A 26,988-nucleotide genomic window follows, 5' to 3' on the forward strand; every position below is an offset into this window, starting at 1 on the left:
AGAATATCAATGAAAGGAAGATTGACGTCGTCAATACAAGAACGTTGTACGATACTATTGTAAAACAGGTGAATTATGAAGTTTTGGACAATTCAGAGTATTGGTGCCTGGAATCATGCACTTTCAATAGGTTACTTAGTTGGAAATAGAAATTATGTTTCGGATGAATTCCTAAGTAGTTACCAGTGGATGATCAATCATCTGAAGAAGAGACTCCCCCATTATTCGGGGGAGTTTCCCGTATGGTTATGGACAAAAAGACCTGATCTAAGGACTTCAGGCAAGCTGGAAAAAGGTCAAAGAGGGGTACTGCTCGAAGTGGAACTAAATGATTATGAAGTATTAATTTCTGATTTTATGGCATGGCACATCGTTTTATCTAATCATTTTCTTGCTCTTACGGAAGAGGAAGAAAATGAGTACCATAAAGACTTGTTGAGCATTACTAAGGAAGAAAGCTGGAAACGTATATTCGATTATAAAATGATAAAACAATTTGAATACTGGGAAGGCGTTGAAGTTCTTCAGGCCGTATCAGATAGAATAGATATTAAAAGGATAAGATTAATTAGGGAATTCATATCAAGGTAATCAATTCAGTACGCCATTTCAATATTTGGAACATTCTTTAAGCTAATTGTTCATTAGCGAAAAGAACGCTTGGTCAGGCATCGGCCTACCAAGCGTTCTTCAGTTTCAAGCTTCGTCAACCGATGTCCTAATCCGCCAACCCGATTGCGAATTGATAGGTTCCGGAGCCAAGGGCCAGCACAGCGCAGCCGTCCTCATAGCGCTCGAAGGCGACTCCCTGAGCGGCGGCGACGGATTGTCCGCTCTCGGTGAGCGCCTCCGGCGAAGGAGCCGGAACGCAGAGAGTGGCCGTGCCGTTCACCGGAACGGTTATATCGAGCCGCACTTCCCCCCGGGCATCCCGTTCCCAGCTCAGCTTCAACTCGCCGAGGTCCTTGCGAACAGCGGCATTGGCATAACCGTAACTCTCTCCGAGGTAAGGCTTCACGACATAGTGGAAGGCTTCGGCAGAGGAGTCGAAGGCATAGTCGATGCCCGCGAGATCCCGGTAAAACCATTCCTCGATGTGTCCCAGCATAAAATGGTTTTGCGATTTGCCGACGGTAGGTCCGTCCCAGGCTTCCGTCAGCGAGGTAGCGCCGTTCACGATCTGATAGCCGTAGCTTGGGTGGTCCGTCTTACTCGCCATGCGGGCAATCAGGTCGTTACGGTCATTGCGGGAGAGCGCCAGCAATACGTAGCGGTAAGCGACATCGCCTGCATTGGTATGATAGCCGCGCGCAACAATATCGTCCACCAAATGCCGAAGCACGGCGTCCCGATCATCGTCGTCCGTCAATCCCAGCGCGAGCGACATCGCGTGCGCTGCTTGGCTTCCCGTAGTATATCGCTTCGTCTCGGGATCATAGAATGCCTCGCGATAAGCGGTCTTGATCTGCGATCCGAGCGAAGCCAAGCGGGTGGCGTCCTCCCGCTGTTCGAGCAGCTCGGCAATTTGCCGAAGCACATCCACGATATGGTAGAACATGGCCGTCTCCGGAAGGGCGATCGGTGTGTTCTGACAGAAGCCGGGCCCCTCTTCGCCGACATCGTACCAATCGCCGAGCCCGTCTTTGATAATGAAGCCGTCCGCATGCCCGACCAGATATTCGACGTATTTTTTCATCCCCTCGTAATGATCCGAGAGAACTTGAGAGTTGCCGTATCGGGTATACAGAAGCCAGCCGTTCAAAATATAAGCGGCGCCCCAGGGAACGGAATGACGGAACATGTCCCAGGGAGGCTGGAAAACGACAAATTCGGGCGCTGTCGTCGGCACCATGCCGCTCTCTAGCTGAGCGTCGCGAATGTCGTCCATTACCTTGCACAGCAGAGGCTCCAGAGAATAATTGTAGGCCAGTGCAGGCCCCATCAAGTGAACCTGCTCCAGCCAGCCGAACTTCTCGCGATGCGGACAGTCCGTGAAGACGCTTTTCGTATTGCTCAGGATGGCCTGGTTAATAATCTGGTGAGTGCGATTCAGCAAATCCTCGGAGCATTCGAAGCTTCCGGCCGCCTCGATCTCGGGATAGATCATCAAGCCCTCCAGCTTCAGCAGCGCCGGGATCGCGCTATCCATGGCCGCATCCGCCGCATCGCTCTGATCGGTCCAATAGGCTCCGTCGACCTGCACGTAACGAAACCCGGAGTAGGAGAAGCGAGGCTGCCACTGCTCCGTTCCCTCGCCGCTTGTCGTATAGTGCCATTCGCAAGGCGTGCCGGTCCATTTCTGGTTCACCGTTCCGTCTTCGTTAAGAAGCTCGGCGGGTGTCAGCTTGACCCGCGCCCCGCTTTTGCCGCGAAGGGCCAGACCGACCCAACCGGAGAAGTTGACCCCGAAGTCGAACACGTAACGGTCGGGGGCAAGCCGCGTTACCTGGACTGGCTCATACTTCCGCATCGCCTTAAGCGGAATGGAGTTGTCCCATTTTAACGCGCCGAGGGGCGCAGTCGACTCGACTGCACCAGTCCAATGACCGGCCGACACAGCCGAGTCCTTCGGTTCGTCCCATCCGGTCTGCGCAAGCCGCGCATCGTAATCCTCCCCTCCGTATACGGCGGAGAAGGTGATTGGCCCCGCAGAGGCCTGCCATCCCGCATCGCTGCCGATGATATCCCGCGAGCCGTCGGCGTAATCGATCTCCACCTGCACGATGCACTTCGGACGACCGAACGACCGTTCATACTTCGCGTAGCGTCCGCCGCTCTCGACATGATAGAAGCCGTTGCCGAGCAGTACGCCGATGGCTTGGCGCTTCTCCGAGAGCAGCGCGGTAATATCGTAGACCTTGTAGAGACAGGTCCGATCGTAGTGGGTCCATCCCGGCTCCAGCACATCGTCTCCGACCTTGCTCCCGTTAAGCCGAAGCTCGTACTGGCCTAATCCGCTAATATACGCCCGGGCTCTAGTGACGTTAGGGGACGTTGCGAATTCATGGCGAATCATCGGCATAGCCAATCGATTATCCTCAGTCTCCCCGGCAGCGCTTTCAATCCACTTCGCCGACCAATCTTCGGGCTGGAGCAGCCCCATCTCCCACCAATCCGGCTCGCTTTCCGTCATGCGGCCCTGGTTGTCCCAGACCTGAACCTTCCACTGATAGCGCTGGCGGGAGCGCAAAGGCACTCCGGCGTAGACGATGCCGAATTGGCGGCGGCTGCTCACGATTCCGCTGTCCCATACGACCGAAGTCTCCTGTCCGACGGAATCCGGGCTTAACGTTACGATGATGCGATAAGCGCTTTGCGACTGCGCGCGTTCATTCGATCCGGCAAGACTCCAGCCCAGAGAGGGCTTAGGATGATCCAGGCCCAACGGATGCCGCAGGGCATTCACATATAATCTGGAAACATGCATGAGTTCCACATCCTTTATTAAATAGGCTTCGTTAGCATACGCCTGCTCAGCATAAGCTTAGCATGTTGCCGTCGGGCTTCGGATTCCCCATATTGAAGTCTTTTTATTAAAAATGATCGCTATGTTCGCGCAAGCGTACGAACTATACTGATTACGAAGAATGGGGGGGAACTTTATGAAGACGATAACGGAACTAAGAAAGCGCTTTAGCGAGGCCGATCCGGACTTCGGGCCGCTGCCGTTCTGGTGGTGGAGCGCGGAGGAGATTACCGCCGAGCGCATCCGCTGGCAGCTGCAGAAATTCCGCGACGGGGGTCTTCGGAATATCGGCATCATCAACATCGCGCCTACCGGCCCGCAATACGGGAGCGTCAGCGACAATCCCGTTCATTTCTCGGAGCGCTGGTGGGCGATGTTCGAGGTCGCTTTGCGCGAGGCGGAGCGTCTCGGCATGCGTCTTTATTTTTATGATCAAATCGGCTTCTCGGGCATGAACATTCCGGCAAGAATGGTGACCGAGAATTCAGCATATGCGGCCTACGGCCTGCGTCGGCTCGAACTGTCGGAGCCATTGCCCGACGGGGCGACTCCGCTTCTGGAAGCAGACGGCTATCGCTATTACACTGTGCGATACGGCTTTAACTGGCTCGATCCTCAGGCAACTGCCGCGTTAATGCAGCAGGTCCATGGCGAATTCGAGCGAAGATTCCCGCAGGATCTGGGCCGAACGCTCGGCGGAAGCTTCCAGGACGAGCTGCCGCCGCTGCCGATGTGGACGGCGGAGCTGCCGGAGCGCTATCTCCGCAAACACGGAGAAGCGCTGCTGCCGCTGCTGCCGCTGTTGTTCGACGAGCGTCCGGGATCGGCTGCGGTGCGCAGAAGAGTGTACAAGCTTGCGGCAGAGCTGGCGGAGGAAGCGCTGTTTATTCCGCTGGCGAAGTGGCACGGGCAATACGATATGCTGCTTTGCTGCGATCAGGCGGGGCCGGCGCGACGGGCGGACGTGCACGGCGCGCAGCGGCTGTATCTGGATTATTTCCGCACGCATCGTTGGTACAGCGCTGCGGGCAGCGATATGGACGGAGAGATCAAACCCCATTCCTCGATGGTGCATCTGCACGGGGGAAAACGCGTTTTCCTGGAAGCGTTCCATACAAGCGGCTGGGGAGGCACGCTGGAAGAAACGCTGCATTGGCTGATCCCCTGGCTTCAGGCGGGAGCGACGCTGTACAGTCCTCACTCGGTGTATTACAGCACGCGGGGAGGCTGGTGGGAATGGGCTCCGCCGGATACCGGCTGGAGGCAGCCTTATTACGAGCATTACGCGGTCTTCGCGGACACGATTGCGCGAACCTGCTCGCTCCTCAGCGAAGGGGCGCATGTGGCCGATATAGCCGTTCATTATCCTTCCTATGCGGTATGCGGTTATATGTCCCTGGACGACGGAGGGGCGCTGGAGCATCCGATGGTCGTCGCGAATCAGATGCCGCACGAAGCGCTTAAGCATATCCATGAGACTTACGTACGGCTCACGGGGCGATGGGGAAGGAAGGAGCAGCGCAATCTGGGCGCGCTTCGGGAGGCGTTCTACGACTACGATATCGTTGACGATTCGGCGCTGGAGAAGTCGCGCGTGGAGGAGGGCAAGCTGGTCATTGCGGATGAACGTTTCTCCGTTCTGCTGCTCTGCGGCGCGACGGAGATGGACGAGCGGGCCCGCGAACGAACGGAAGCGTGGATTAAGCAGGGCGGGCGTGTCATCGTCGTCGATGCGCTGGCCGATCAGCCGTCGCTAGCGGGAGCGACCTACGCGGCTACGGCCGAAGAAGCGATGGCCCTGATCACCGACCTTGTCCCGAGAAGAGTCGAGGGACCGGGGACAAGCTTGCACCGCCGCACGGCGGATGCCGATGTGTTCCTGCTCTTGCCGAAGGACGGCGAGTTGCTGCGAATGCATGAACCGGCGACGGCGCAATCGCGGTTGAGCTCATCCTCTGTCTATCGTCTACGTACGTCCGGAGCGCCCCAGCTATGGGACCCTGTGAGCGGGGAAGTTCAACCGGCGGAGTACAAACGCGACGGCGAATGGGTAGAGGTGGACGTTCCCTTCCACGCCTGGCCAGCCGCTCTCGTCGTATGTCCTAAAGAGGAGCTCAGCGAAGCCTCGCTGCCGGAGCGGACGATGGACTCTCCAGTCGTGCGGGGGCCGGCGCGGGTGCGGCCGAACTTCCCGATACGATCCGCCCAAGAGCTCAAGCCCGACGGCTGGAAGGTTCGAGCGGTATCGACGCTGGATAACCGCTACGGGGACTTCGACCTGCACGGCGAACCCTGCGCCTACGTCCCGATTGAAACGAGACAGGTTCGCGTTCGGCGGGAGAGCGCGGAAGGGGCGGGAGAGCAAGCAGGATGGCACTTAAGCGCATACGACGACTCGGGCTGGAAGCGCCGTCTATGGAGCGAGGCCGATTATTGGCGGGCGTCCAAGGGCGAGAGCTTTCTGCCGGAGCAAGCCTGGCCTGTCACGTATTCGCGAATTCTGGGAGACATGAGCTTCCAGACCTGGGCCGGGCGTATGGGTCGAGTGCCGCGCAGATTTCTGAATCTCGGACATCTGGAGGCGGGAGAAGCCGTGTGCGCCGCGACAGAGGTGATCGCCCCTGCGGAAGGCACATACTGGATAAGGCTGGAGAGCAACGCTCGAATCGACGGAACGGTGGAAGGCCAAGCGATCGCTTGGAGCGGCGGTCCCGAGGAGCAGACGGCGAGGATTCATCTCAAAGCGGGCGCCAATGCGCTTCTGCTTCGGGCGAGGGCGATTGTCGGGGGCAAGATTCGCGCGGCCGTAGAGGTGAACGTCGAAGCCAGACCTCCGTTGCCGAAATGGATCATGGCCAAATCTCCTGCACCCGAAAGCGCGCTCCTGAAGACGATTTGCGCCGGAGAAGGAGCTGCGCGCCGCGTCGTGATGCTGTTCGCGGCTAAAGGCAGGGCGAGACTGCTCGTGAACGGACAGCAGGTCATCGAGCACGGCGACTTCAACCCGTATATTCGCCAGGGGCAGGAAGAACTGGACCTGACGCCTTACTGGCGCGAGGGCGACAATGACATTCGCTTCGAGCTGCCCGAAGGAGTCGGCGAGGTATTCGCGGACGGCTTCGTCGAGCTGGCGAGCGGCGAGCGCTTCGACTTCTGCACGGGCGACGACTGGCTGGACGACCGGGGGCACGCCCCGGACATCAAGCATGAGGCGGTGCTGCAGTTCGCGGAGACGGAATCGCTATGGATGACGGATCGTCCGCATCCGCTGCCCGGCGTCGGCTGGCTCATGCCGAACTCGGCGCCGAAGCCGGAGCCGCTGCGCTTCCAGTGCGACTATGCGGAAGCGGACAAGGCGATCTGGCTGCGCTATACGCTGCCGGCGGGGGCGATGGCGATGAAGCTTTCCTGCGACGGCACGGCCAAGGTGTGGATCGACGGCATAGAGGTCGCGGTCCGCAACGGTAGGGCCGAGTTTCCTCCGCAGCCGGCGCATGCTTGCGCTGCCGTGCGGATCGAGCCTGCTGGTCCATGCTCGGACGCCGATATCCTGACGGCGCCGATTCGCTATGAGACGGCCCCGGCGCAAGGCGTCTTGGGCGATTGGCGGTCGGCGCTTAACCTGCCGCATTACAGCGGGGCGGTCGAGTATGAGACGACGGTAGAGCTTAAAGGGACGGCGGAAGCGGTGCTGGAGCTCGGTCACGTTCGGGGAACGGCCGAGTGCTGGCTGGGCGGCAGACCGCTTGGCGTTCGAGCATGGGGACCGTACCGGTTCGACCTCGGCGAAGGGTTCCCGCCCGGAGTATACACGCTTCGCATTCGAGTCACGAACACGCTGGGCACCCATTACGAGGTCGGCCGTCCGTCCGCCAATGTCGGGGGCAGCACCGATCCGAAGGTCACTTACTGGGAGCCGGGAATCTCGCCCGACGTTCAGGACGTATTCTCGTCAGGCGGATTATACGGTCCCGTCAGGCTTCTTGAGGCGTAAATCTGTAAAATCATCATCGGCATATTAGAAAAGCACCCTATCGAATTCACGCTGAAAGCGGTACAATACATGTACCGCTTTTTTATCTTGCGGCGATGAAAGCGCTTAATAAACGTGGGCTCCTGCCCTTATCAACAGAAAAGCAGTGATGCAGCCTTGAAAAGGTGGATGTCCTTCTTTCGCCGCCAATGGGCGAAGTTCAGCAGCGTGCGGATTGTCCGCAAGATGGCGCTGGGCTACATTCTTCTCGTCATTCTTCCGGTCATTATGTTCGGATTTTATTTTTACGGCCAGCTGTACCAAGACATGATGGGCGAGTATGCCCAGAGCAAGCAGAGGCTGGTCAAGCAGGCAGCAGGAAGCTTCGAGGTCAGCCTGGAGCAGGTCAAATCGATTCATTCCTTGTTTCAATACAATGCGCAGGTTACGGAATATTTGAACGGCGAATATGTGACCGAGGTCGATCAGGTCTATCATTATTTGAAGGATATCCGCCCGATCTTCACGTTCGCCAATCTGGGCAATAAAACGATCAAGTCCATTCGTTTGTACAAATCCGCGGATGTGGTGCTGCCGGTTCAGAACGAGGTGGAAAGCCTTAAGGATTTTCCTTATCCCGAAGTGCAGAGCCAGCTGAATGAGCTGAAGCTGAATCAGGGGCTGTGGCACAAGCAGGATCAGGTTGGGATCGCAGGCGTTCCTTACATCGGGTATTACCAGAGATTGTACAACAACAGCTATACGAAACAGCTGGCCATTCTGGAGATTGTCGTGGACGACCGGATGCTGGGGAACTTTATCGATGCGGCCAAAGCCAATCCAAGCATCCAGGCGATGATCGTCCAGGACGGGAAGATCGTCTATCGAAGCGAGGGAGGCTACGACGACGAACGGGCTCGCGCCTTCGTCGCTTCGGCGGCTTCAAGGGCGAACGACGAGTACTGGACGGACGGGGATATGCTGGTGAACGCCCTTGCTCGCGACGATCTTCGGCTGACGTTTTATTTTTTCAGTCCGCTGGACGAGATGTTCTCGGATTTTCGCAAGAAGACATGGGTAACCGGAGGTCTGCTCTTTGCCCTATTGTTCATGCTGTCGGCGCTGTATTATTTGATCGCGTCGCTGCTGACCAAACGAATTCTGAAGCTGGCCAAGCATATGCGTCGGGTGGACGAGAACAATCTGAGCCTGTACGAAGGAGAAGTGGCCAGCGACGAAATCGGCTTTCTCACGCATTCCTACAACTCGATGATCTCCCGTATCGATGAGCTGCTCAATAAGGTGCAGAAAGCGGAGCTGATGAAGAAAGAAGCCGACTATCTCGTCATGCAGGCGCAGATCAAGCCGCACTTTCTGTACAATACGCTGGAATCGATCCGCATGCTGGCGGAGATCAACGACGATCAGGAGGTTGTCAGCGCTACGCATACGCTGGGCAAGCTGCTTCGATATACGTTATCCTCCGGGGACAACGAGACGCCGCTGGCCGACGAGATCAACAATCTGCGCAATTATCTGGAAATGTATAAGCTGCGCATGCTCGATCGATTGCATTACGAGATCGACGTGGAGGCGGAGATCAAGGATGTTTTCTGTCCGAGGTTTATTTTGCAGCCGCTGGTCGAGAATTGCATCCATCACGGCGTCTCGAAAAGCCGCGGGCAAAGCGAGATTCGCATCCGCGCGGCGGACGAAGGCCCGTTCCTGGTAATTACGATCTCCGACAACGGCGCGGGAATGACGGCGCAGCGGCTGGAGCTCGTGCAGGGCGTAATCGACAATCGGCTGGATCGCAGCGAGCTTCAGACGGAGGATTCCGGATTGGGGCTGTATAATGTGAGCGAACGCATTAAAGTGTTTTTCGGAGAAGGCTCCGGCCTGGACATTCAGAGCAAGATCGGGGAAGGCACCGTCTACACCGTAAGGCTTCTAAGAGAAAGGAGATACCCGTATGCTGAATCTGATGCTCGTCGATGATGAACCGTTTATGCTGAAGGGGCTTATGAACATCATCGAGAAGGGAGCGACGCCGTGCTCCGAGGTCGTGAAGGCCTCCGACGGCTTCGAAGCGCTGGAGAAGCTGGAGGCGTTCCGGCCCGATCTGCTCATTACCGATATTCAGATGCCGGAGATGAGCGGACTGGAGCTGATTCGCCAGGCCCGGGAGCGCGGTCTTTGCAAGCGCTTCATCATCCTGTCGGGCTATGACGACGCCAAGTATATGAGACAGGCGATCAAGTGTCAGGTCATCGACTACCTGATGAAGCCGATCGACAAGGCCGAGCTGTACGACCTGCTCGCGAATATTTCGATCGAGCTGCTGAACCAGAACGCACCCGCCGGGGCAAGCGGCGGAACGAGCCATACCGCACCCGATCCGACGATTGACGAGCTGCAGGTCGATCATCTGTCCAAGAACGTCAAAAAAATCATTCAATACATCGATAAGCACTACACGAAGGATATATCGCTGGACCAGATCGCCGATCACGTGTTCCTGCACCCGAACTACATCAGCGCCCTGTTCCGCAAGGAAACTGGATTAACCTTCATTCATTATTTACATCTGTTCCGAATCAAGAAGGCGAAGGAAATGATGATCAAGGAGGTCGAACTGTCCTTCCACCAGATCTCGGAGCGGGTCGGCTACGAGAGCGTTAGGCACTTCTTTAACGTGTTCAAAAAATACAGCGGCGCAACGCCCGGAGAGTATCGGGAGCAGTTCAAGCTGCAGATGCGCGTCTAATCGGAATGCCGGTCCGATGCGCTGCGACCGGATAGAGAACATATTACAGGCCGAATGCTTCAAATTGAACATTCGAACCTGAAATATGTTCTATTTTTTCGCGGGTCGCTTCGTGTGACAATAAGATGACAAGGGGATGTGATCATGATGTTCAAACGCGAAATGTCCAAGATGCTATATGGTGGGGATTACAATCCAGAGCAGTGGCCCAAGGAAATCTGGCAGGAGGACATGCGCTTGTTCAAGCTGGCTGGCGTCGACATCGCCACCTTGAACGTGTTTTCCTGGGCGCTGAACCAGCCGGATGAGAATACGTACGACTTCGGCTTGCTGGACGAGATTATGGATATGCTTCAGGCCAACAATGTATACGCTTGCATGGGGACGGGGACGGCGGCGCACCCCGCGTGGATGGCAACCCGTTATCCGGACGTGCTGGCTGTCGATTTCGAGGGACGCAAGCGCAAGTTCGGGCGCAGGCACAATTCCTGCGCGAACAGTCCGACCTATAAACACTATTCTCGGGAGATGGCTTATCGGCTGGCCGAACGCTACAAGGGCCACCCGGCGCTGCTCCTCTGGCATGTGAACAACGAGTACGGCTGGCGCTGCTACTGCGACAATTGCGAGGCCGCTTTCCGGGAATGGCTGGCGCGCAAGTACGGCACGCTAGAGGCGCTTAACGAAGCCTGGTATACGCGGTTCTGGGGACACACGTTCTACGATTGGAACGAAATCGTGCTGCCGAACCTGCTCAGCGAGCATCTAAGCTCCTCCAATCAGGATGCGACGTCGTTCCAGGGCATATCTCTGGATTATGCGCGGTTTAACTCCGACAGCATTCTGAACGCTTATAAGCTGGAGAGAGACGCAATCAAGAGCGTTATTCCCGACGCGGTGGTCACGACCAACTTCCAGGGGAACGGCACCTATAAGCCGCTCGATTATTTCAAGTGGGCGAAGGAGCTCGACGTCATCGCGCTGGACAGCTATCCGCCGGATGACTCTCCGGCGAGCTATTCCTCCATGCGTCACGATCTGATGCGCGGCTTGAAGGGCGGAGCTCCGTTCATGCTGATGGAGTCCTGTCCGAGCCAGTTGAACTGGAAGCCGCAGAATCCGCTGAAGCGGCCTGGCGTATCGCGCCTGTGGAGCTATCAGGCCATCGCGCGCGGCGCGGACAGCATCATGTACTTTCAGATGAGAAGGAGCGCCGGCGCGTTCGAGAAATTCCACGGAGCGATGATCGATCACTCCGGCCATGAGCATACCCGCGTCTTCCGCGAATGCGCGCAGGTCGGCCGGGAGCTTGGCGAGCTGGGGGATGCGCTGCTTGGCGCGCGCACTCCCGCGAGAGCGGCGATCGTCTTCGATTGGGACAACTGGTGGGCGGTCGAATATTCGAGCGGGCTGACCGATCAGCTGAAATATCTTCAGGAAGTGCAGAAATATTACGATGCCTTCCATCGGTCGAACATTGCGGTGGACTTCGTAGGAACGGAATTCGAGCTGGGAGATTACGACCTGGTGGTCGCCCCCGTGCTGTACATGGTGAAGGAAGGCTATGCGGAGAAGCTGGAACGCTTCGTGGAGGCGGGAGGCACGCTGCTGACGACCTGCTTCAGCGGCATCGTGGACGAGTCCGATCGCATTCCGGTCGGCGGGTATCCCGGCAAGCTGAGAAAGCTGCTTGGCGTCTGGGTCGAGGAGATCGACGCGCTGCTGGCGGCGCAGCGGAATCTGATCTGCGTTGAACCGGCGTTGGGGGAGCTTGCGGGACAATATGAATGCAGCGTTCTGTGCGATGTCGTTCATCCGGAAGGCGCCGAGGTGCTGGCAACTTTCGGCCGGGAGTTCTATCAGGGCCAGCCGGCTTTGACGCGCCATGCCTTCGGCAAGGGCGAGGCCTGGTATATAGCCACCAGCCCGGAGCCGGCATTCCTAGAGCGTCTTATCCTTCAATTGTGCGCAAGCAAGGGCATCGAACCTTTGCTGGAGACTCCCTATAACGTGGAAGCGACCTATCGGGAGAAGGATGGCCGCAAGTATTTGTTCATTCTGAACCATAACGACAAGGCCGAGACAGTAAATATTGGACCGCGGCAGCACAAGGACTTGCTGGACGGCGGAGAGGCAAGCGGAGAATTGACGCTTGAGCCGAAGGGCCTCAAGCTGCTTCAGATAGAGGAGTGAGAGACAGCATGGACAACAATCCGATGAAGCTATGGTATCGCCAGCCTGCGGAGCAATGGGTAGAAGCGCTGCCGCTCGGCAACGGTCGGCTGGGAGCCATGGTCTATGGCGCAATTAAGCGGGAACGCATTTCGTTGAACGAGGATACGCTGTGGACGGGCTCCCCGAGGGAAGCCGACAATCAGGAGGCGCTAAGCCATCTGGACGAGTCCCGCCGATTGATCTTCGCCGGGAAATATCGCGAGGCTCAGACGATAATCGAGAATCATATGCTGGGTCCTTGGTCGGAGGCTTATCAGGCGCTTGGGGATTTGGAGCTGGAGCTGGAGCACGGCTCCGAAGCGGAAGCCTACCGTCGGGAGCTGCATCTGCCAAGCGGGGTCTTCTCGTCGGAATACCGAATCGGCGACACGACCTATACCCGTGAAGCCTTCGTCTCTGCGGTCGATCAGGTTCTGGTCGTGCGGCTCACCGCGGATCGGCCCCGCAAGCTGAACCTGCACGCCTCGCTGCACAGCCCGTTGAATTATTCGGCGGCCAAGCGGGGAGTCGACGGGATCTGCATGTACGGGGCGGCCCCCAGCCGCATCGATCCGATGGGAGATGCGGGAGGCGAGACGGTATTCTATGAAGCGGACAAGGGCGTCAGGTTCCATGTGCAGGTTCGGGCCATTGCGGACGAGGGACAGGTGGAATCGCATGGCGCGCGGCTTCTTGTGAAATCGGCCGGCTCCGTCACCCTGTTGATCGCTTCCGCGACCAGCTTTAACGGCTACGACAAAGATCCTGTAGCCGACGGCGTCGACGCCGCCAAGCTGTGCGAAGAGCGCCTTGCGGCCGCCTCGCGCTATCGCTACGAGGAGCTGAAAGCCCGCCACACCGCCGACTTCCAGCCTTACTTCGAGCGGGTAGAGCTGGAGCTGGAGGGAGACAGTCGTGCGGAGCTGCCCACCGACGAACGCATTATCGCGGTCCGGGACGGCGGCGAGGATGCGCAGCTGGCGGCGCTGTTTTTCCAATACGGCCGTTATCTCATGATCAGCAGCTCGCGGCCCGGCACGCAGGCGACCAACCTGCAAGGCATCTGGAACAATATGACGAAGCCGCCATGGTCCTGCAATTATACGACGAACATAAATACAGAGATGAATTATTGGCCTGCCGAAAGCTGCAATCTGGCGGAGTTTCATTATCCATTGTTTGATATGCTTCAGGATCTGCGGACGACCGGCGGGAAAATGACCAGCCTGTATTACGGGGCCCGGGGCTGGACGGCCCATCACGGCGTCGATCTGTGGCGAACGGCTACGCCGCAAGGCGGTCCTTCCAAGGGTCCGGCGACATGGGCGTATTGGCCGATGACGGGACCCTGGATGTGTCAGCATCTGTGGGAGCATTACGCCTTCGGGCGGGATGTCGGATTTCTGCGGGACATCGCATATCCGACAATGAAGGAAGCCGCCCAGTTCTGTCTGGATTATCTGGTCGAGGACGAGAAGGGGAATCTCGTATCTTCGCCCTCGACCTCGCCGGAGAATACGTTCGTTGCGCCGGACGGCTCCCATGTGGCCGTCTGCACAAGCGCGACTATGGATGTGGCGCTAATGCGCGAGCTGTTCGCCAACTGCATGGAGAGCTATTGCATTCTGGGAGAGTCGGACGGCTTCGACAGAACGCTCCGCGAAGCGTATGATCGCTTGCTGCCGTTCCAGATCGGACAGCACGGGCAGCTGCAGGAATGGTCTCAGGATTTCGAGGAGGCCGAACCCGGACATCGCCATACGGCGCATTTGTACGGCTTGCATCCGAGTAACCAGATTACGCCTCGCGGCACGCCTGAGCTGGCGAAGGCCGTTCGCGTCAGCCTGGATCGGCGGCGGGTCTACGAGGGCACCGATACGATCGGCTGGTGCTTTGCGTGGAATATCAACATCTATGCCCGGCTGGAGGATGCCGAGAATGCTTACGGGTACTTGCGCAAGCTGCTTGGCAATCCGTTCCCGAATTTGTTCAACGCGCACCGGCATCCGAAGATCACGTTCTATCCGTTCTCCATTGAAGCGAACTTCGCGGCAACGGCCGGCATTGCCGAGCTGCTTGCGCAGAGCCACGCCGGCGAGGTGCATTTGCTTCCGGCGCTGCCAGCCAGCTGGCCGGCAGGTCGGGTGAAGGGGCTTCGCGCGCGAGGCGGCTACGAGCTTGCGGTCGAATGGCGGCAAGGCAAGCTGAGCAAAGCAACCGTTCACGCATCCGCCGCCGGGACGTGCGCTATCCGAACGGCCGAGCCGACACGGGTCGAAGGCGCGGAGGGATCGGTATGGACGGACGGCGTCCTCGTCTTCGAAGCTGAGGCGGGCCAAGCCTATCGAATCGTTCCGTTGGAAGAAAAGGAGTAAAACGAAATGAGCGCACTAGAACACGGTGTTCCTGCTTTGCCGGATTGGATGAATTTGAATTGCCTGGAGCGCGGCACGGTCGCCCCGAGAGCGGATCTGCTCCCCTATGCGGATAGAGAAACCGCTCTGGCGCGGGATCGCGAGGCCTCGCCGTACTTTTGCCTGTTAAGCGGAAGCTGGAAGTTCCATTATGCCGAAGCTCCCGAGCTGGCGCCTGAGGACTTTCACGCCGCCGATTACGCGGACGAAGACTGGAGCGTCTTGCCGGTTCCCGGCAACTGGCAGATGCACGGCTACGGCCGCCCGCATTACAGCAGCTGTCCGTATCCTTTTCCGATCGATCCTCCGCATGTGCCGCTGATGAATCCCGTTGGCTGCTATCGGACGACTTTTCGATTGAAGGAGGGCTGGACGGACCGACAGACGCGTCTGGTGTTCGACGGCGTCGATTCCGCCTTTCACGTCTGGGTGAACGGTCAGCTTGTCGGCTACAGTCAGGGAAGCCACAACCGCTCCGAGTTCTCGATCTCCGCTTATCTTCGGGACGGAGACAACGTGCTGGCGGTGCGCGTGTATCAGTGGTGCGACGGCAGCTACTTGGAATCGCAGGATAAGTGGCGGCTGAGCGGGATATTCCGCGATGTATACTTACTGTCGCTCCCGCAAATCACGATTGAAGATGCCGGAGTGCAGACCAAGCTTGCGGAGGATTACCGCAGCGCCCAGCTTGTCGCGAAGCTGACGATCAGCCGCGGCTCGGAGAGCGGGAACCTTCCGTGGAAGCTGCGCGCGACGCTTCTGGACGAGCGCGGAGAGGCGGTCTTCGACCGCTTCGACAAGCTCTCCGGACAGGCGGGGGCAGACGGCGGATCAGATGTGACATTCGCCGAGGGAGTCGACGCTCCGTACTGCTGGACGGCTGAAACTCCGTATTTGTACCAGCTCCTGCTGACGATCTACGATGATCGGGATGAGGTGCAATCGATTCAGGCGATCGCGGTCGGCTTCCGCGACGTTGCGATTCGGGACGGCCAGCTGTTCGTCAACGGCACCCCGATTATCATCAAAGGGGTCAACCGGAACGAATTCCATCCGACGCTCGGTTATGTCACGACGCAGGAAGCGATGCTGGCGGACATTAAGCTGATGAAGCAATTCAATATCAACACCGTCCGCCTGTCTCATTATCCGAACGATCCTCGCTGGCTCGATCTGTGCGACCGGTTCGGCTTATTCGCCATAGACGAAGCCGATCTGGAGACGCACGGGTTTCATTTTATCGAAGACGAAAGCTATCTGAGCAAGCACCCCGACTGGCGGGAGGCATATGTGCAGCGGGCGCGCAAAATGGTGGAGCGGGACAAAAACCATCCATCGGTCATTCTATGGTCGCTGGGCAACGAATCGGGCTACGGTCCGAATCATGATGCGATGGCGGAGTGGATCAGGGCCGCCGATTCGACCCGGCCGATTCATTACGAACGGGCTTATGAAGCGGAAGTCGTCGACGTCGTCAGCACGATGTACCCGTCGGTCGACATGCTGATCGCGGAGGGCGAGAAGGACGACCCGCGGCCGTATCTCATGATTGAATTCGGCCATGCGATGGGCAATTCCACCGGCAATCAGAGGGAATACTGGGATGCGGTCTATTCCTATAAGCGCTTGCTCGGCGGATTAATCTGGGAATGGTCGGACCTCGGCATCGCTCAGCGCACGGAGGACGGCAAGATTTGGTACGCTTATGGCGGAGACTTCGGGGACGAGCCGCACAGCGGTCCGTTCTGCATGGACGGCTTGACGTTCCCTGACCGGGGAGTAAAGCCTTCCCTGCTGGAGTACAAGAAAGCGATCGAGCCTGTAAGGCTCGAAGCGGTTCAGCCCTTCGCCGGACGAGTGCGCGTGCACAATCGCTACCACTATGTGACGCTGGCACATCTGACGGGGGAATGGAGGCTGATGCGCGACGGCCTGGAGCTGGAGCGCGGAGAGCTCGGCAGGCTGTCGACCCCGCCCGGAGAGAAAGACCTCCTGAACCTGCCGCTAAGCCGCGGCTTGCTGAATGAACCCGGCGAGTATTGGGTGCATATCCGGTTCGCGCTGGCGGAGGCTTCGGCATGGGCTCCGGCCGGACACGAGATCGCCTGGGCCGACATTCCGTTGACCGAAGACGGCTTGCGGGAGCTGCGCTCCGGCGCATCGGCCTCGGCGGAGGAAGGCAAGCCTGCCGAAGCCTGGGCTGGCGCCACGCCGCTTCAAGCGCAAGAGAACGGGCGTGAGCTGGCGATTGCCGGAGACGGCTTCCGGCTTGTGTTCGACAAGCTTCAAGGCTGCATTACGAGCTGGGAAGCGGGCGACACCTCGCTGCTCAGCTCGGGTCCGCGGCTGAACCTGTGGCGCGCTCCGGTGGACAACGACGTTCATCTGGCCAAGGAGTGGAAGAAAGCCGGCTATGATCGTCTGGTCTCCTCGGTTCGCAGGTTTACGATCGACGAGCTCGGAGCGGATCTGTGCCGGGTGACTGTGGAATTGGCGCTGGGCGCGCGGGGGGAAGGGATGGCATTCCGCGCAACGCTGCAGTATGAGCTGGATCGCGGCGGCGAGTTGCGTATGGATGTCGCCATGGAGGCGTTGAAGGAGCTGCCTTCCCTGCCGAGATTCGGACTGGAGCTGCGTATGCCTGATCGCTGCGACCGCTTGAGCTGGTTCGGTCTCGGTCCGCACGAGTGCTACCCGGATCGCAAGGATAGCGGGAAGCTGGGCTTGTATGCGGGAACGGTGGCGGAGCAGTTCGTGCCCTACGAGCATCCGCAGGAGAACGGCAACAAGTCCGACGTGCGCTGGTGCACGATCACCGACGATAAGGGAAGCGGTCTGCACTTCTCCGGAGCCCCGCTGTTCGAGATGAGTGCGCGCCACTATTCCGCGGCGGACCTGACGGAGGCCGATCACCTTCACCGCTTGACGAGACGGAACGAGACGATTGTCCATCTGGACGCGGGTCACAGCGGCATCGGCAATCATAGCTGCGGCTATGCGCCGACGATGGACAAGTATTTGCTCAGCCCCGATTCACGGCGCTTCCGCATCGCCCTATCGGCGTTGAACGGCGATTCGAAGCATCTCCCGCAATAGGCGAGAGGAACGAAAGGCGAAGGACACCCCTTCGAAGAGTATAACGAAACGAAGACCGACAGGCTGTCGGACTCGCGTCGTTATGGCTCCAAGGGGTGTCCTTCTTTTTTTGCGTATTCGCGGACTTCCGTTCTTGCATAAGATTCCGTACCAAATCGAATATATAGGGGATAGCTTTTCGACGCGCTGTCGGTATAATAGAGTAATTCTTGAGAGTCCGGCTTCCAGCGTCGCGGGACGGAAGGAGAAATCGATATGCATCAGAGGTGGACAAGAATCAAAGGGCGGCCATTCAACTTGCGCTCGAAATTGCTGCTCCTGTTCGTGATCTTGATCCTGTTTCCTTTGAGCTTGCAAGGGATCGTCACTTACCGGCACTTCTCGTCGACAGTCGACGAGAAAACCGAGCACTTCACGATCGATATCGTTCGGCAGATCAATACGAATCTGGATCGGCTGCTGAAGGATCTCGAACGGGTGTCCTTAATGCCGTTGTACGATCAGACCGTTCTAGACATTCTGGCCAAGTACGAGGGGCTTATGGGCTCGGCCACTTGGGCGAAATCCGATGATTATATGAAGATGAAGCTGTTCTCTTCCGCTCAGGTGTACAATCGACCGGAAATTCGCGGCATCCACTTCATCAGCAATAGCGGCATCTTGTTTTCCAGCGTGGATTCCATGGCGATCGATTCGGTGTGGGACAGCCGCCAGGACGAATGGTTCGACGAGCTGAACGCGTCCGATGGAGAATGGGTGCTGATTCCCCCGCATACGCCCTCTTATTATACCGTCAACGTCGCGGAGCCTTTCATCGCCGTCGGACGAGTCATCCGCGAGCCGAAGACGCTCCAGCGCATCGGCTACGTCGTCATCGACATCAAGCCGGATGCGTTCCGCAGCATTCTATCCAACCTGAATTTCGAGAAGGATGCCAATCTGATCATCGTAGACAATCGCAAGCGTCTGCTCTTCGAGCGGAATTCCGCCGGAGGCCCGTCGGTATACGAGGAGCTGCTGAAGCATGAACGCCTCTGGCAGTTCGGAAGCAACGAGAGAATTACGCTTGAAGGCGAGAAGTATATGTATGTGCAGAACAACTCCGGCTATTCGGGTTTGGCCGTCATCAGCCTCACGCCCATCGATGTTATTCAGAAGGAATCGCGGCAAATCTGGACGTTCACCTTATGGTTCGCGGTGCTGTGCGTCGTGATCGTTACGATTCTGGCCGTAATTCTGTCCTATCGGATTACGCGTCCCCTGATCGCCCTGAAGCAGAAGATGGTGTCGGTGGAGCAGGGGGAATTCAGCATGAGGGTAACCTCGTTCAGCAACGACGAATTCGGACAGCTCGGCCGGGGCTTCAATAAAATGATGGAAGAAATCCATCGGCTCTTCAACGAAGTGTTCGTGCTCGGCATGCGGGAGAAGGAAGCGGAGCTGTCCGCCCTTCAAAGCCAGATTAACCCGCATTTTATCTATAATACGCTTGAGTCGATCAACATGATGGCGATTCAGCAGAAGCACGAGGAAGTGTCGGACATGGTATCGGCGTTGGGCAAGCTGCTTCGTTATTCCATCGACAAGGTCGATCGACTGATTCCGCTCAACGAAGAGATTGCTTTCGTGGATTCCTATGTTCGCATCCAACAGCTCCGTTACGGGGACAGGCTCCGGGTGGAATACGAGGTCGACGAAGGCGTCGGCGAGCTGCTTGTGCCGAAGCTTATTCTGCAGCCGCTGGTGGAGAATGCGCTGTACCACGGCATTGGCGACAGGGAGCAGGGAGGAACGATATGGCTTTCCGCGCTGACCTTCGCCAACGAATTGATCATTACGGTCAGAGACAATGGCAAGGGGCTTGAAGAGGGCGAGATCGAAGCGCTGAATCGGGCGATTAAAGCGGAGCCTTCCTATCAGACCTGGCAGCGCAACGATAACGACGAGCTCGGCCTGAGCAACATCTATCAGCGGATCAAGCTGATCTACGGCGAACGCGGCGATCTGTCCGTGGACAGCAGCATCGGACAAGGACTGGCCGTGACGATTGCGATTCGACTTCAAGGAATGGACGGGGACGCGCATGTATAAAATCTTGCTGGTAGAGGACGAGCTGATTATCCGCCAAGGCTTGCGGGAATTAATCCGACAGACGACAAGCGACTTTCAGGTATGCGGAGAAGCGGATAACGGAAAACAGGCATTGGCTTATTTCAAAAGCGATGTGCCCGATCTGCTGATTACCGACATTCGGATGAGAGAGATGGACGGGCTGGAGATGGTGAAGAAGGTCAAGGAGATGTATCCCGAGTTGCCGATTGTGATTATAAGCGGCTATGGGGAATTTCAATATGCCCAGAAAGCGATCGAGTTCGGCGTCTTCAGCTATTTGCTGAAGCCGATCGAACGCCACGAGTTCGTCTCGACGATGCGGAAGATCAAGCTGGTCATCGATCAGAAGCGGGGATTGCCGACTCCCGCGCCTTCGGATACGCATGCCAGCGAACGGGATTCCGGCAACGATACGCGGAAAATCATTCGCGACGTAAAGGCGATCGTCAAGATGCAGATTGACGGGGATCTGCGCTTGCAGACGGTGGCGGATCGCGTGAACCTAAGCTCCGCCTACCTAAGTCAGCTATTCAAGACGGAGACCGGGGTGAACTATTCCGAATACGTCTCGGAAGCGAGAATGGATCGGGCCAAGTGGCTGCTCGCGAATACGCGGCTGAAAATATACGACGTAGCCCGGCTTTCGGGCCATCAGAGCCCGAAGCATTTCATGCTGGCCTTTAAGCAGCAGGTCGGACTGACAGCGGGAGATTATAGGGATCAACATGGCAAGAAAGCTGACACAGAACCTGCCGACTGAGGCAAATTGAATAAGAAAACGTACCTTTTCTTAAGCTGGCGTGATTTAAGGGGGAGAGCCGCTCTCGCTATACTTATGAAGGATATTAAATCAGCTTATGAGGGGGATTCACATGAAAAAGGCAGGGTTCCTGCTAACCTTGGCGCTGCTGGTCGTATTCTCCATGGCTTGCGGCAACAACAAGGACAACAGCGGTGCGGGAGCATCCGGCTCGCCGGGAGCTTCGAACGGCTCCAAAGCGGATAATGTCGAGCTCAAGTTTATGATGTGGGGCAACCAAGCTCACATGGACGTGTACAACAAGCTGATCGCGAACTTTGAAGCCCAGAATCCGGGCATTAAAGTAACGATGGAATCCGTACCGTTCGCCGATTACCAACAGAAAGTATCCGTGCTTGCCGCGGGTAGATCGCTGCCCGACATCGCATGGGTATCCGAGCGCATGGTGCCTCAGTTCAAGGCTAACGGCATTCTGGGGGATGTATCGGAATTCAAGGACGACGCGGAATTCAAGCTCGACGACTACATTCCGAGCACGCTGGATTTGTTCCGCGACGGAGACCAGTTGCTGGGCTTGCCTTTCTCTACGCCTCCGGTCGTCATGTTCTACAATAAAGCCCTGTTCGACAAGGCCGGTCTGACCGATCCGAACACCTTGGCTGCAGAAGGCAAATGGACGTGGGCGGAATTCGAAAAGTCGGCAAAGGCTCTGACGGACAAGTCGGCCTCCAACCGCGTGTACGGCGCGAATTTCTTCCGTGATTGGAAAACTTGGGTTATTCTGTCCTCTTATTCCTGGTCGAATGGAAGCGGTCCCTTTAACAAAGAGATTACACAGTTCACATGGGACGACCAGTACGGCGTAGAAACGTTCGAGATGCTGGAGCGCATGATGTTCACGGATGAGTCGCATCCGAAAGCCGGCGAGCAAGTCAGCTTCGACGCGGGCAATGTAGGCATGTTCTTCGATTCCTACAGCTACGTATCGACAGCGCGCGAAATCAAGGATTTCGAGTGGAGCATCGCTCCGACTCCGGCGGGCTCCCAAGGCAGCGCGCCAATGCTCGGACAAGCAGGCTACACAATGTTCAAGGACAGCAAGCACCCGGAAGAAGCGAAGAAGCTGCTGAAGTACTTCGCCAGCCAGGAAGGCATTCAAGCTACGGCGACCTTCTTCGTTCCTCCGCGCACGACGGTGTTGAATTCGGACGCGTTCATCAATCAGCCGAACAACCCGAGCAAGGAGCATATCGTTCAGGCGGTCATCGACGAAATGCCGAAGGCTCGCATTCTGCCCGGCCACGTGCAATGGCAGAATATCGACAACGCCATTCTTCAAGGCTTCGACAGACTGTTTGGAAGAGTGGAGCCTGCGGAAAGCAATCTGAAGATCGTAGCCGAGAAGGTTAACGCCATCTTGACTCTCAAGTAGAACCTGCAGCTTTACGAAATCCAAGTAAATAGGAGGCAAACGGTTCGATTTCGAGCCGTTTCCTTTTTTCCAGTATCAAAAAGTATAAGGTTTAGACTCTTTATTCAAATTGATAGCTCGATACAAAACGTCTGCCGCCGTACCTAAGGTCGGCGAAGCCGTTTTTACTTGACGGGAGGAATCGCGGTTGGCCAGATTACAGCAGTGTTTGAATCAAGGAAAGCTGTCGCTCATCGTAAGTCTTCCCGCTAACGACGCCGGGTTGGCAAGAGCGGCGTTGGACGCGGGCGCGGACGGATTAAAGGTACATTATAACGTTGGACATCGGGCAAGCGGAACGCATTTCGGATCGCTTGAGAGCTATAGAGAAGTATTCCAGACGATACGGGGCATGTTCGACGGACCGCTGGGGGTCGTTCCCGCAGGGAGTCTGGAGGACGCGGAGCGCGAGTCGATCGGGCAGCTTGCTCCGCTCGGCTTCGATTTCTACTCCATCTACGCGCATCATCTTCCTTCCCATATGCTGTACGAATCGGGGCTGGAGAAAACGTTCGCGATCAATAACGAATACGATCTGTCGCTGGTACAGTCGGCGCGCCACTTCGGCTTTACGGCGCTGGAGGCTTCGATCGTGCCGGGCTCCGAGTACGGTACGCCGCTTAGCTTCGCGGATGTGCTGAAATATCGAATGCTGGTGCAGCAAGCGCAGATTCCCGTCCTCGTGCCTTCGCAGCGCAAGCTGGTGGCGGACGACATCCGGGCGCTAAGCGACGCTGGCGTTCAGGCGGTTCTGCTGGGCGCGATCGTTCTGGGCAGCTCCGAGGAGCAGATGCGGAGCAAAGTGGCGGAGTTCCGCAATGCGATCGACAGACTGACATAGAAGGCGGTGAGCTCAAGATGAAGAACAATAACAAGCGGCGGAGCAAGGGGCCTCTGACGCGCGAAGCGCAGATAACGGGCTGGCTGTTTATCTCGCCTATGGTCATCGGCTTTACGCTGCTGCTCCTGTTCCCTATGGGGCTGGCCCTGTACATGAGCTTGACCGACTGGCCTCTGCTTGGAGAGCATCATTTTACGGGGCTGGACAACTATCGCAACCTGATTGCAGACGATCTATTCTGGAGGGTGTTCGGGAACACCGCGTATTTCACCGTTGGACTGGTGCCGTTAAACATTATTCTCGCGCTTCTGCTGGCTTTGCTGCTGTCCAAGAAGCTGCCGGGCATCGGGATCTTCCGCACGGCGATTTTCGTTCCGGTCATGACGTCGCTTATCGTATGGGCGATCGTCTGGAAGTACATGTTCGCGACCGAATCGGGACTGATCAACCAGATGCTTCAGATGATCGGAATTAAAGGTCCCGCCTGGCTGTACGATACGGATCTGGCCATGCCGGCCGTCATCGTGACAAGCGTGCTGAAGAACGTCGGTCTGAACATGGTTCTGTTCATCGCCGCGCTGCAGCAGGTGCCGCGTTCTCTCTATGAAGCCGCCGAGCTGGACGGAGCGGGCAAGACGAGAACCTTTTTCAACGTTACGCTGCCCATGATCACGCCTACCGTGTTCCTGACGGTAGTCATGACCGTCATCGGCTCGCTTAAGGTGTTCGGACAAATCTATGTCATGACGCAAGGCGGTCCGAGCGAAAGCACCAAGGTGCTCGTGTACTACATCTGGGAAAAAGCGTTCAAGCTGTACGACCTCGGCTATGCCTCCTCGGCGGCATTCGTGCTGTTCTTCGTCGTGCTCGTGCTGACACTGGTGCAATGGCAGCTTAGAAAGAGGTGGGTATTCAATGAAAGCGACTAGTTCTCTCTCCGCGCGCAAATCGTTAGAGACCGTTGGAACGTATGCGGCGCTGATTCTCATTTCCGTGATCATGCTGGTTCCGTTTCTGTGGATGCTCTCCACCTCCTTCAAGGAGCCGCAGGATATTTTCAAATATCCGCCCCGGTTTATTCCGGAGAGCTTTAACTTTCACAATTATGCGGAAGTGTTCGATCGCATCCCGTTCGGGTCGTTCTATTTCAACAGCGTCTATATCGCGCTGGTCGTCGTGATCGGGACGGCTTTCTTCGCCTCCCTGGCCGGATATGCGTTCGCTCGCATTCCGTTCGCAGGGCGAAATATCGTATTCCTTGTCCTGCTTAGCGCGATGATGATTCCGCATGAGGTCACCGCGATTCCGATGTTCCTGTTCATGCGTGAGCTGAACTGGATCGATACGCATTGGCCGCTTGTGCTGCTTCCGATCTTCGGGGCGGGTGGCGTGTTCGGGATTTTCGTCATGCGGCAATTTTTCATTACCGTTCCGAAGGAACTGGAAGAGGCGGCGATGATCGACGGCTGCAGCAGATTCCGTATCTACGCGCAGATTATGCTGCCGATCGCGAAGCCGGGCATTGCGACGCTGACGATCTTTACGTTCGTGACGAACTGGAACGAATTTTTCGATCCGCTTATTTTCATCAACACCCGCGACCTGATGACGCTGCCGATTGGCCTGTCGCTCTTCACCGATGAAGTCGGCACGTCCTGGCATCATCTGATGAGCGCGACGGTCATGGCGACGGTGCCTCTGCTGATCGTGTTTTTCATGGCGCAGCGGCAGTTTATCGAGGGCGTGGCCATGACAGGACTTAAGGAATAACCGGATAAGGAGTGATTGCGAATGAGAACGATAGAAGCTGACGTAGTCGTTGTAGGCGGCGGGCCGGCGGGCATCACGGCGGCCATCGCAGCCGGACGCGCGGGAGCCAAGACGCTTCTGGTGGAGCGCTACGGATTTGTCGGAGGAATGTCCACCGCAGCGATGGTTTACCCCTGGATGACCTTTCATAGCGACAGCGGGGAACAGGTCATTAAAGGCATCGCGCAGGAAATCGTCGATCGCTTGATGGAGAGAGGCGGCTCCCCGGGGCACTTGCGGGATACGGTCGGGTTTGTGCATTCCTTGACGCCGTACAATCCCGAAATCTTTCAGATCGTGGCGATGGACATGTTCCGCGAGGCGGGGGTAAAGCTGCTGCTGCACAGCTTCGTCGACGAGGTGGAGATGGAGGGCGACCGGATCGCGTCGGTTCGCATCTCGACCAAATCGGGACGGATTGCGCTGAAGGGCAAAGCGTTCGTCGACGCGAGCGGAGACGCGGATGTCGCCTATCTGTCGGGGGCGCAGACGCTGCAAGGCCGCGACGGCGACCATCAATCGCAGCCGATGACGATGAAGTTCCGAATGAGGGGCGTCGATCTGGACAAGGTGAAGGCCTATATGATCGCGCATCCCGAGGATTTCTACAAGAAAACGCCGTTTGCCGATCTGCCGCACATTCCGTTAACGGGAGTAAGCGGCTTCTATTCCCAGTGGAAGGCGGCCAACGTTCCGATCAACCGAGACCAGGTGCTCTTCTTTACCGGTCCTGCGGAAGACGAAGTGCTGATTAACTGTACGAGAGTGCAGGGCCTGGACGGTACGGATGTCGAGGCGCTGACGCAAGCGGAGGAGGAAGGACGCAGGCAGGTGCTGCTCATGTCCGAGTTTCTGAAGCGCGATGTGCCGGGCTTCGAGAAAGCGTCCGTATCCTCGGTCGGGACCCAGATCGGCATCCGGGAAACGAGACGGATCGTCGGTCGTTATGCCCTGACCAAAGAGGATGTGACGGGGGGACGCAAATTCGAGGATGTGATCGCGCGCAGCGGCTATCCGATCGATATTCACGATCCGTCCGGCAAAGGGGTTACGGCGGCCTGGATCGCAGGAGACGGCGCGTACGATATCCCGTATCGCTGCCTGGTTTCGGCGGACAAGCGCAATCTGCTTGCGGCGGGAAGATGCATCTCTACGTCGCACGAGGCGCTGGCGACGACCAGGCTGACGCCAAGCTGCATGGCTACCGGCCAAGCGGCCGGTACGGCTGCCGCGCTCGCCGCGCTTGCCGGGAAGGACGCCGTGGATGTCGATATCGCCGAGCTTCAGACGGCTCTGCGCAAGGACGGCGCCGCGATCTGAGCGAAGCTGCGATGGGGCGCAAGGAGGTAGCTGCGGCAGGGGCGGCTGCGGAGTTGGCTGGAACTTTGGCTGGGACAGACAATGCTGTGACTGAATGCGCGGCACTGGCGGAAACGAGGCATTGCTAGTCCGTTAAGCAGACGAGGCCAGGCTTGGCAGTGGTCTGTAGAGGAGTTCTGAATAAGGATTGTTATGCAAGACGGAGGTGCGCTTTATCGCATCTCCGTCTTTTTGTCCCCCGAGAGTCGCAAAACGCGACAATAGAGTGTGGCAAGGCGAGTAACCCCGCATATTGGTCGCAAAATGCAACAATGTTGGAGGGAGAAGCCGCGGGGAGCCCGCTCACAACAGTCGCAAAACGCGACAAAAGAGTGTGGGCAAGGCGAGTAACCCCGCATGTTGGTCGCAAAATGCAACGATGGTGAAGGGAGAGGCCGGGGGAGCTCGCTTACAGTCGCAAAACGCGACAGTAGAGTGTGGGCAAGGCGAAGAACCCTGCATATTGGTCGCAAAATGCAACGATGGTGAAGGGAGAAGCCGGGGGGAGCCCGCTCACAGTCGCAAAACGCGACAATAGAGTGTGGGCAAGGCGAGTAACCCCGCATGTTGGTCGCAAAATGCAACGATGGTGAAGGGAGAAGCCGGGGGGAGCCCGCTCACAACAGTCGCAAAACGCGACAAAAGAGTGTGGGCAAGGCGAGTAACCCCGCATGTTGGTCGCAAAATGCAACGATGGTGAAGGGAG

15 protein-coding genes are annotated in these 26,988 nt (G+C 57.4%); 14 read left to right on the plus strand and 1 reads right to left on the minus strand.

Annotated elements, in window-relative coordinates; translation table 11 throughout:
- The first annotated feature begins 75 nt into the window (after positions 1–75).
- Entirely contained in the window at positions 76–591 is a 516-nt protein-coding gene (locus tag ACFO1S_RS23205) for a DUF3841 domain-containing protein (RefSeq protein WP_204601578.1), read from the plus strand.
- A 127-nt stretch (positions 592–718) separates the two neighbouring features.
- On the opposite strand, the gene ACFO1S_RS23210 is transcribed toward ACFO1S_RS23205, so the two are convergent.
- Positions 719–3,427 carry a family 78 glycoside hydrolase catalytic domain gene (locus ACFO1S_RS23210; protein WP_204601577.1) on the minus strand — a complete coding sequence of 903 codons (2,709 nt, stop codon included), beginning with the start codon at positions 3,425–3,427 and terminating at the stop codon, positions 719–721.
- Positions 3,428–3,602: 175 nt separating this feature from the next.
- Here ACFO1S_RS23210 and ACFO1S_RS23215 point away from each other — a divergent pair, with 175 nt between their 5' ends.
- The 13 genes from ACFO1S_RS23215 (at position 3,603) to ACFO1S_RS23275 (ending at position 26,243) form a co-directional block, all read left to right on the plus strand.
- The gene (locus ACFO1S_RS23215; protein ID WP_378127658.1) at positions 3,603–7,460 is read left to right on the plus strand and encodes a glycosyl hydrolase family 2 protein; all 3,858 of its coding nucleotides are present in this window, start codon (positions 3,603–3,605) and stop codon (positions 7,458–7,460) included.
- A gap of 156 nt (positions 7,461–7,616) precedes the next feature.
- The gene (locus ACFO1S_RS23220) at positions 7,617–9,437 is read left to right on the plus strand and encodes a sensor histidine kinase (protein WP_204601576.1); all 1,821 of its coding nucleotides are present in this window, start codon (positions 7,617–7,619) and stop codon (positions 9,435–9,437) included.
- Positions 9,412–10,206 (plus strand): response regulator transcription factor, encoded by a 795-nt coding sequence (locus ACFO1S_RS23225; RefSeq protein ID WP_204601575.1) that lies wholly within the window; start codon positions 9,412–9,414, stop codon positions 10,204–10,206. Before ACFO1S_RS23220 ends, ACFO1S_RS23225 begins: the two co-directional genes overlap by 26 nt.
- Positions 10,207–10,353: 147 nt before the next feature.
- Entirely contained in the window at positions 10,354–12,399 is a 2,046-nt protein-coding gene (locus ACFO1S_RS23230; protein ID WP_204601916.1) for a beta-galactosidase, read from the plus strand.
- Positions 12,400–12,407: 8 nt separating this feature from the next.
- A complete protein-coding gene (locus ACFO1S_RS23235) occupies positions 12,408–14,795 on the plus strand; it encodes a glycoside hydrolase family 95 protein (protein WP_204601574.1) in 2,388 nt (795 codons plus the stop codon).
- A gap of 6 nt (positions 14,796–14,801) precedes the next feature.
- Positions 14,802–17,930, plus strand: coding sequence for a glycoside hydrolase family 2 TIM barrel-domain containing protein (locus ACFO1S_RS23240; RefSeq protein WP_204601573.1), 3,129 nt, complete (start codon positions 14,802–14,804; stop codon positions 17,928–17,930).
- A 255-nt stretch (positions 17,931–18,185) separates the two neighbouring features.
- On the plus strand, positions 18,186–20,021 hold the full coding sequence (locus ACFO1S_RS23245) for a cache domain-containing sensor histidine kinase (RefSeq protein ID WP_204601572.1): 1,836 nt from the start codon (positions 18,186–18,188) through the stop codon (positions 20,019–20,021).
- A complete protein-coding gene (locus ACFO1S_RS23250) occupies positions 20,014–20,802 on the plus strand; it encodes a response regulator transcription factor (RefSeq protein WP_204601571.1) in 789 nt (262 codons plus the stop codon). The genes ACFO1S_RS23245 and ACFO1S_RS23250 overlap by 8 nt, the downstream gene beginning before the upstream one ends.
- A 112-nt stretch (positions 20,803–20,914) precedes the next feature.
- Entirely contained in the window at positions 20,915–22,234 is a 1,320-nt protein-coding gene (locus ACFO1S_RS23255) for an ABC transporter substrate-binding protein (protein WP_204601570.1), read from the plus strand.
- Positions 22,235–22,421: 187 nt separating this feature from the next.
- Entirely contained in the window at positions 22,422–23,114 is a 693-nt protein-coding gene (locus ACFO1S_RS23260) for a hypothetical protein (protein WP_204601569.1), read from the plus strand.
- A 17-nt stretch (positions 23,115–23,131) separates the two neighbouring features.
- Positions 23,132–24,043, plus strand: a complete 912-nt coding sequence (locus ACFO1S_RS23265; protein WP_204601568.1) for a carbohydrate ABC transporter permease — start codon at positions 23,132–23,134, stop codon at positions 24,041–24,043.
- Positions 24,030–24,884: a carbohydrate ABC transporter permease gene (locus ACFO1S_RS23270; protein WP_204601567.1), complete on the plus strand. Its 855-nt coding sequence runs from the start codon at positions 24,030–24,032 to the stop codon at positions 24,882–24,884. Before ACFO1S_RS23265 ends, ACFO1S_RS23270 begins: the two co-directional genes overlap by 14 nt.
- A 21-nt stretch (positions 24,885–24,905) precedes the next feature.
- Entirely contained in the window at positions 24,906–26,243 is a 1,338-nt protein-coding gene (locus ACFO1S_RS23275; RefSeq protein WP_204601566.1) for an FAD-dependent oxidoreductase, read from the plus strand.
- Positions 26,244–26,988: the final 745 nt, after the last annotated feature.

This window comes from Cohnella boryungensis (genome assembly GCF_042651945.1).
GTDB classification, from domain to species: Bacteria; Bacillota; Bacilli; order Paenibacillales; family Paenibacillaceae; genus Cohnella; species Cohnella boryungensis.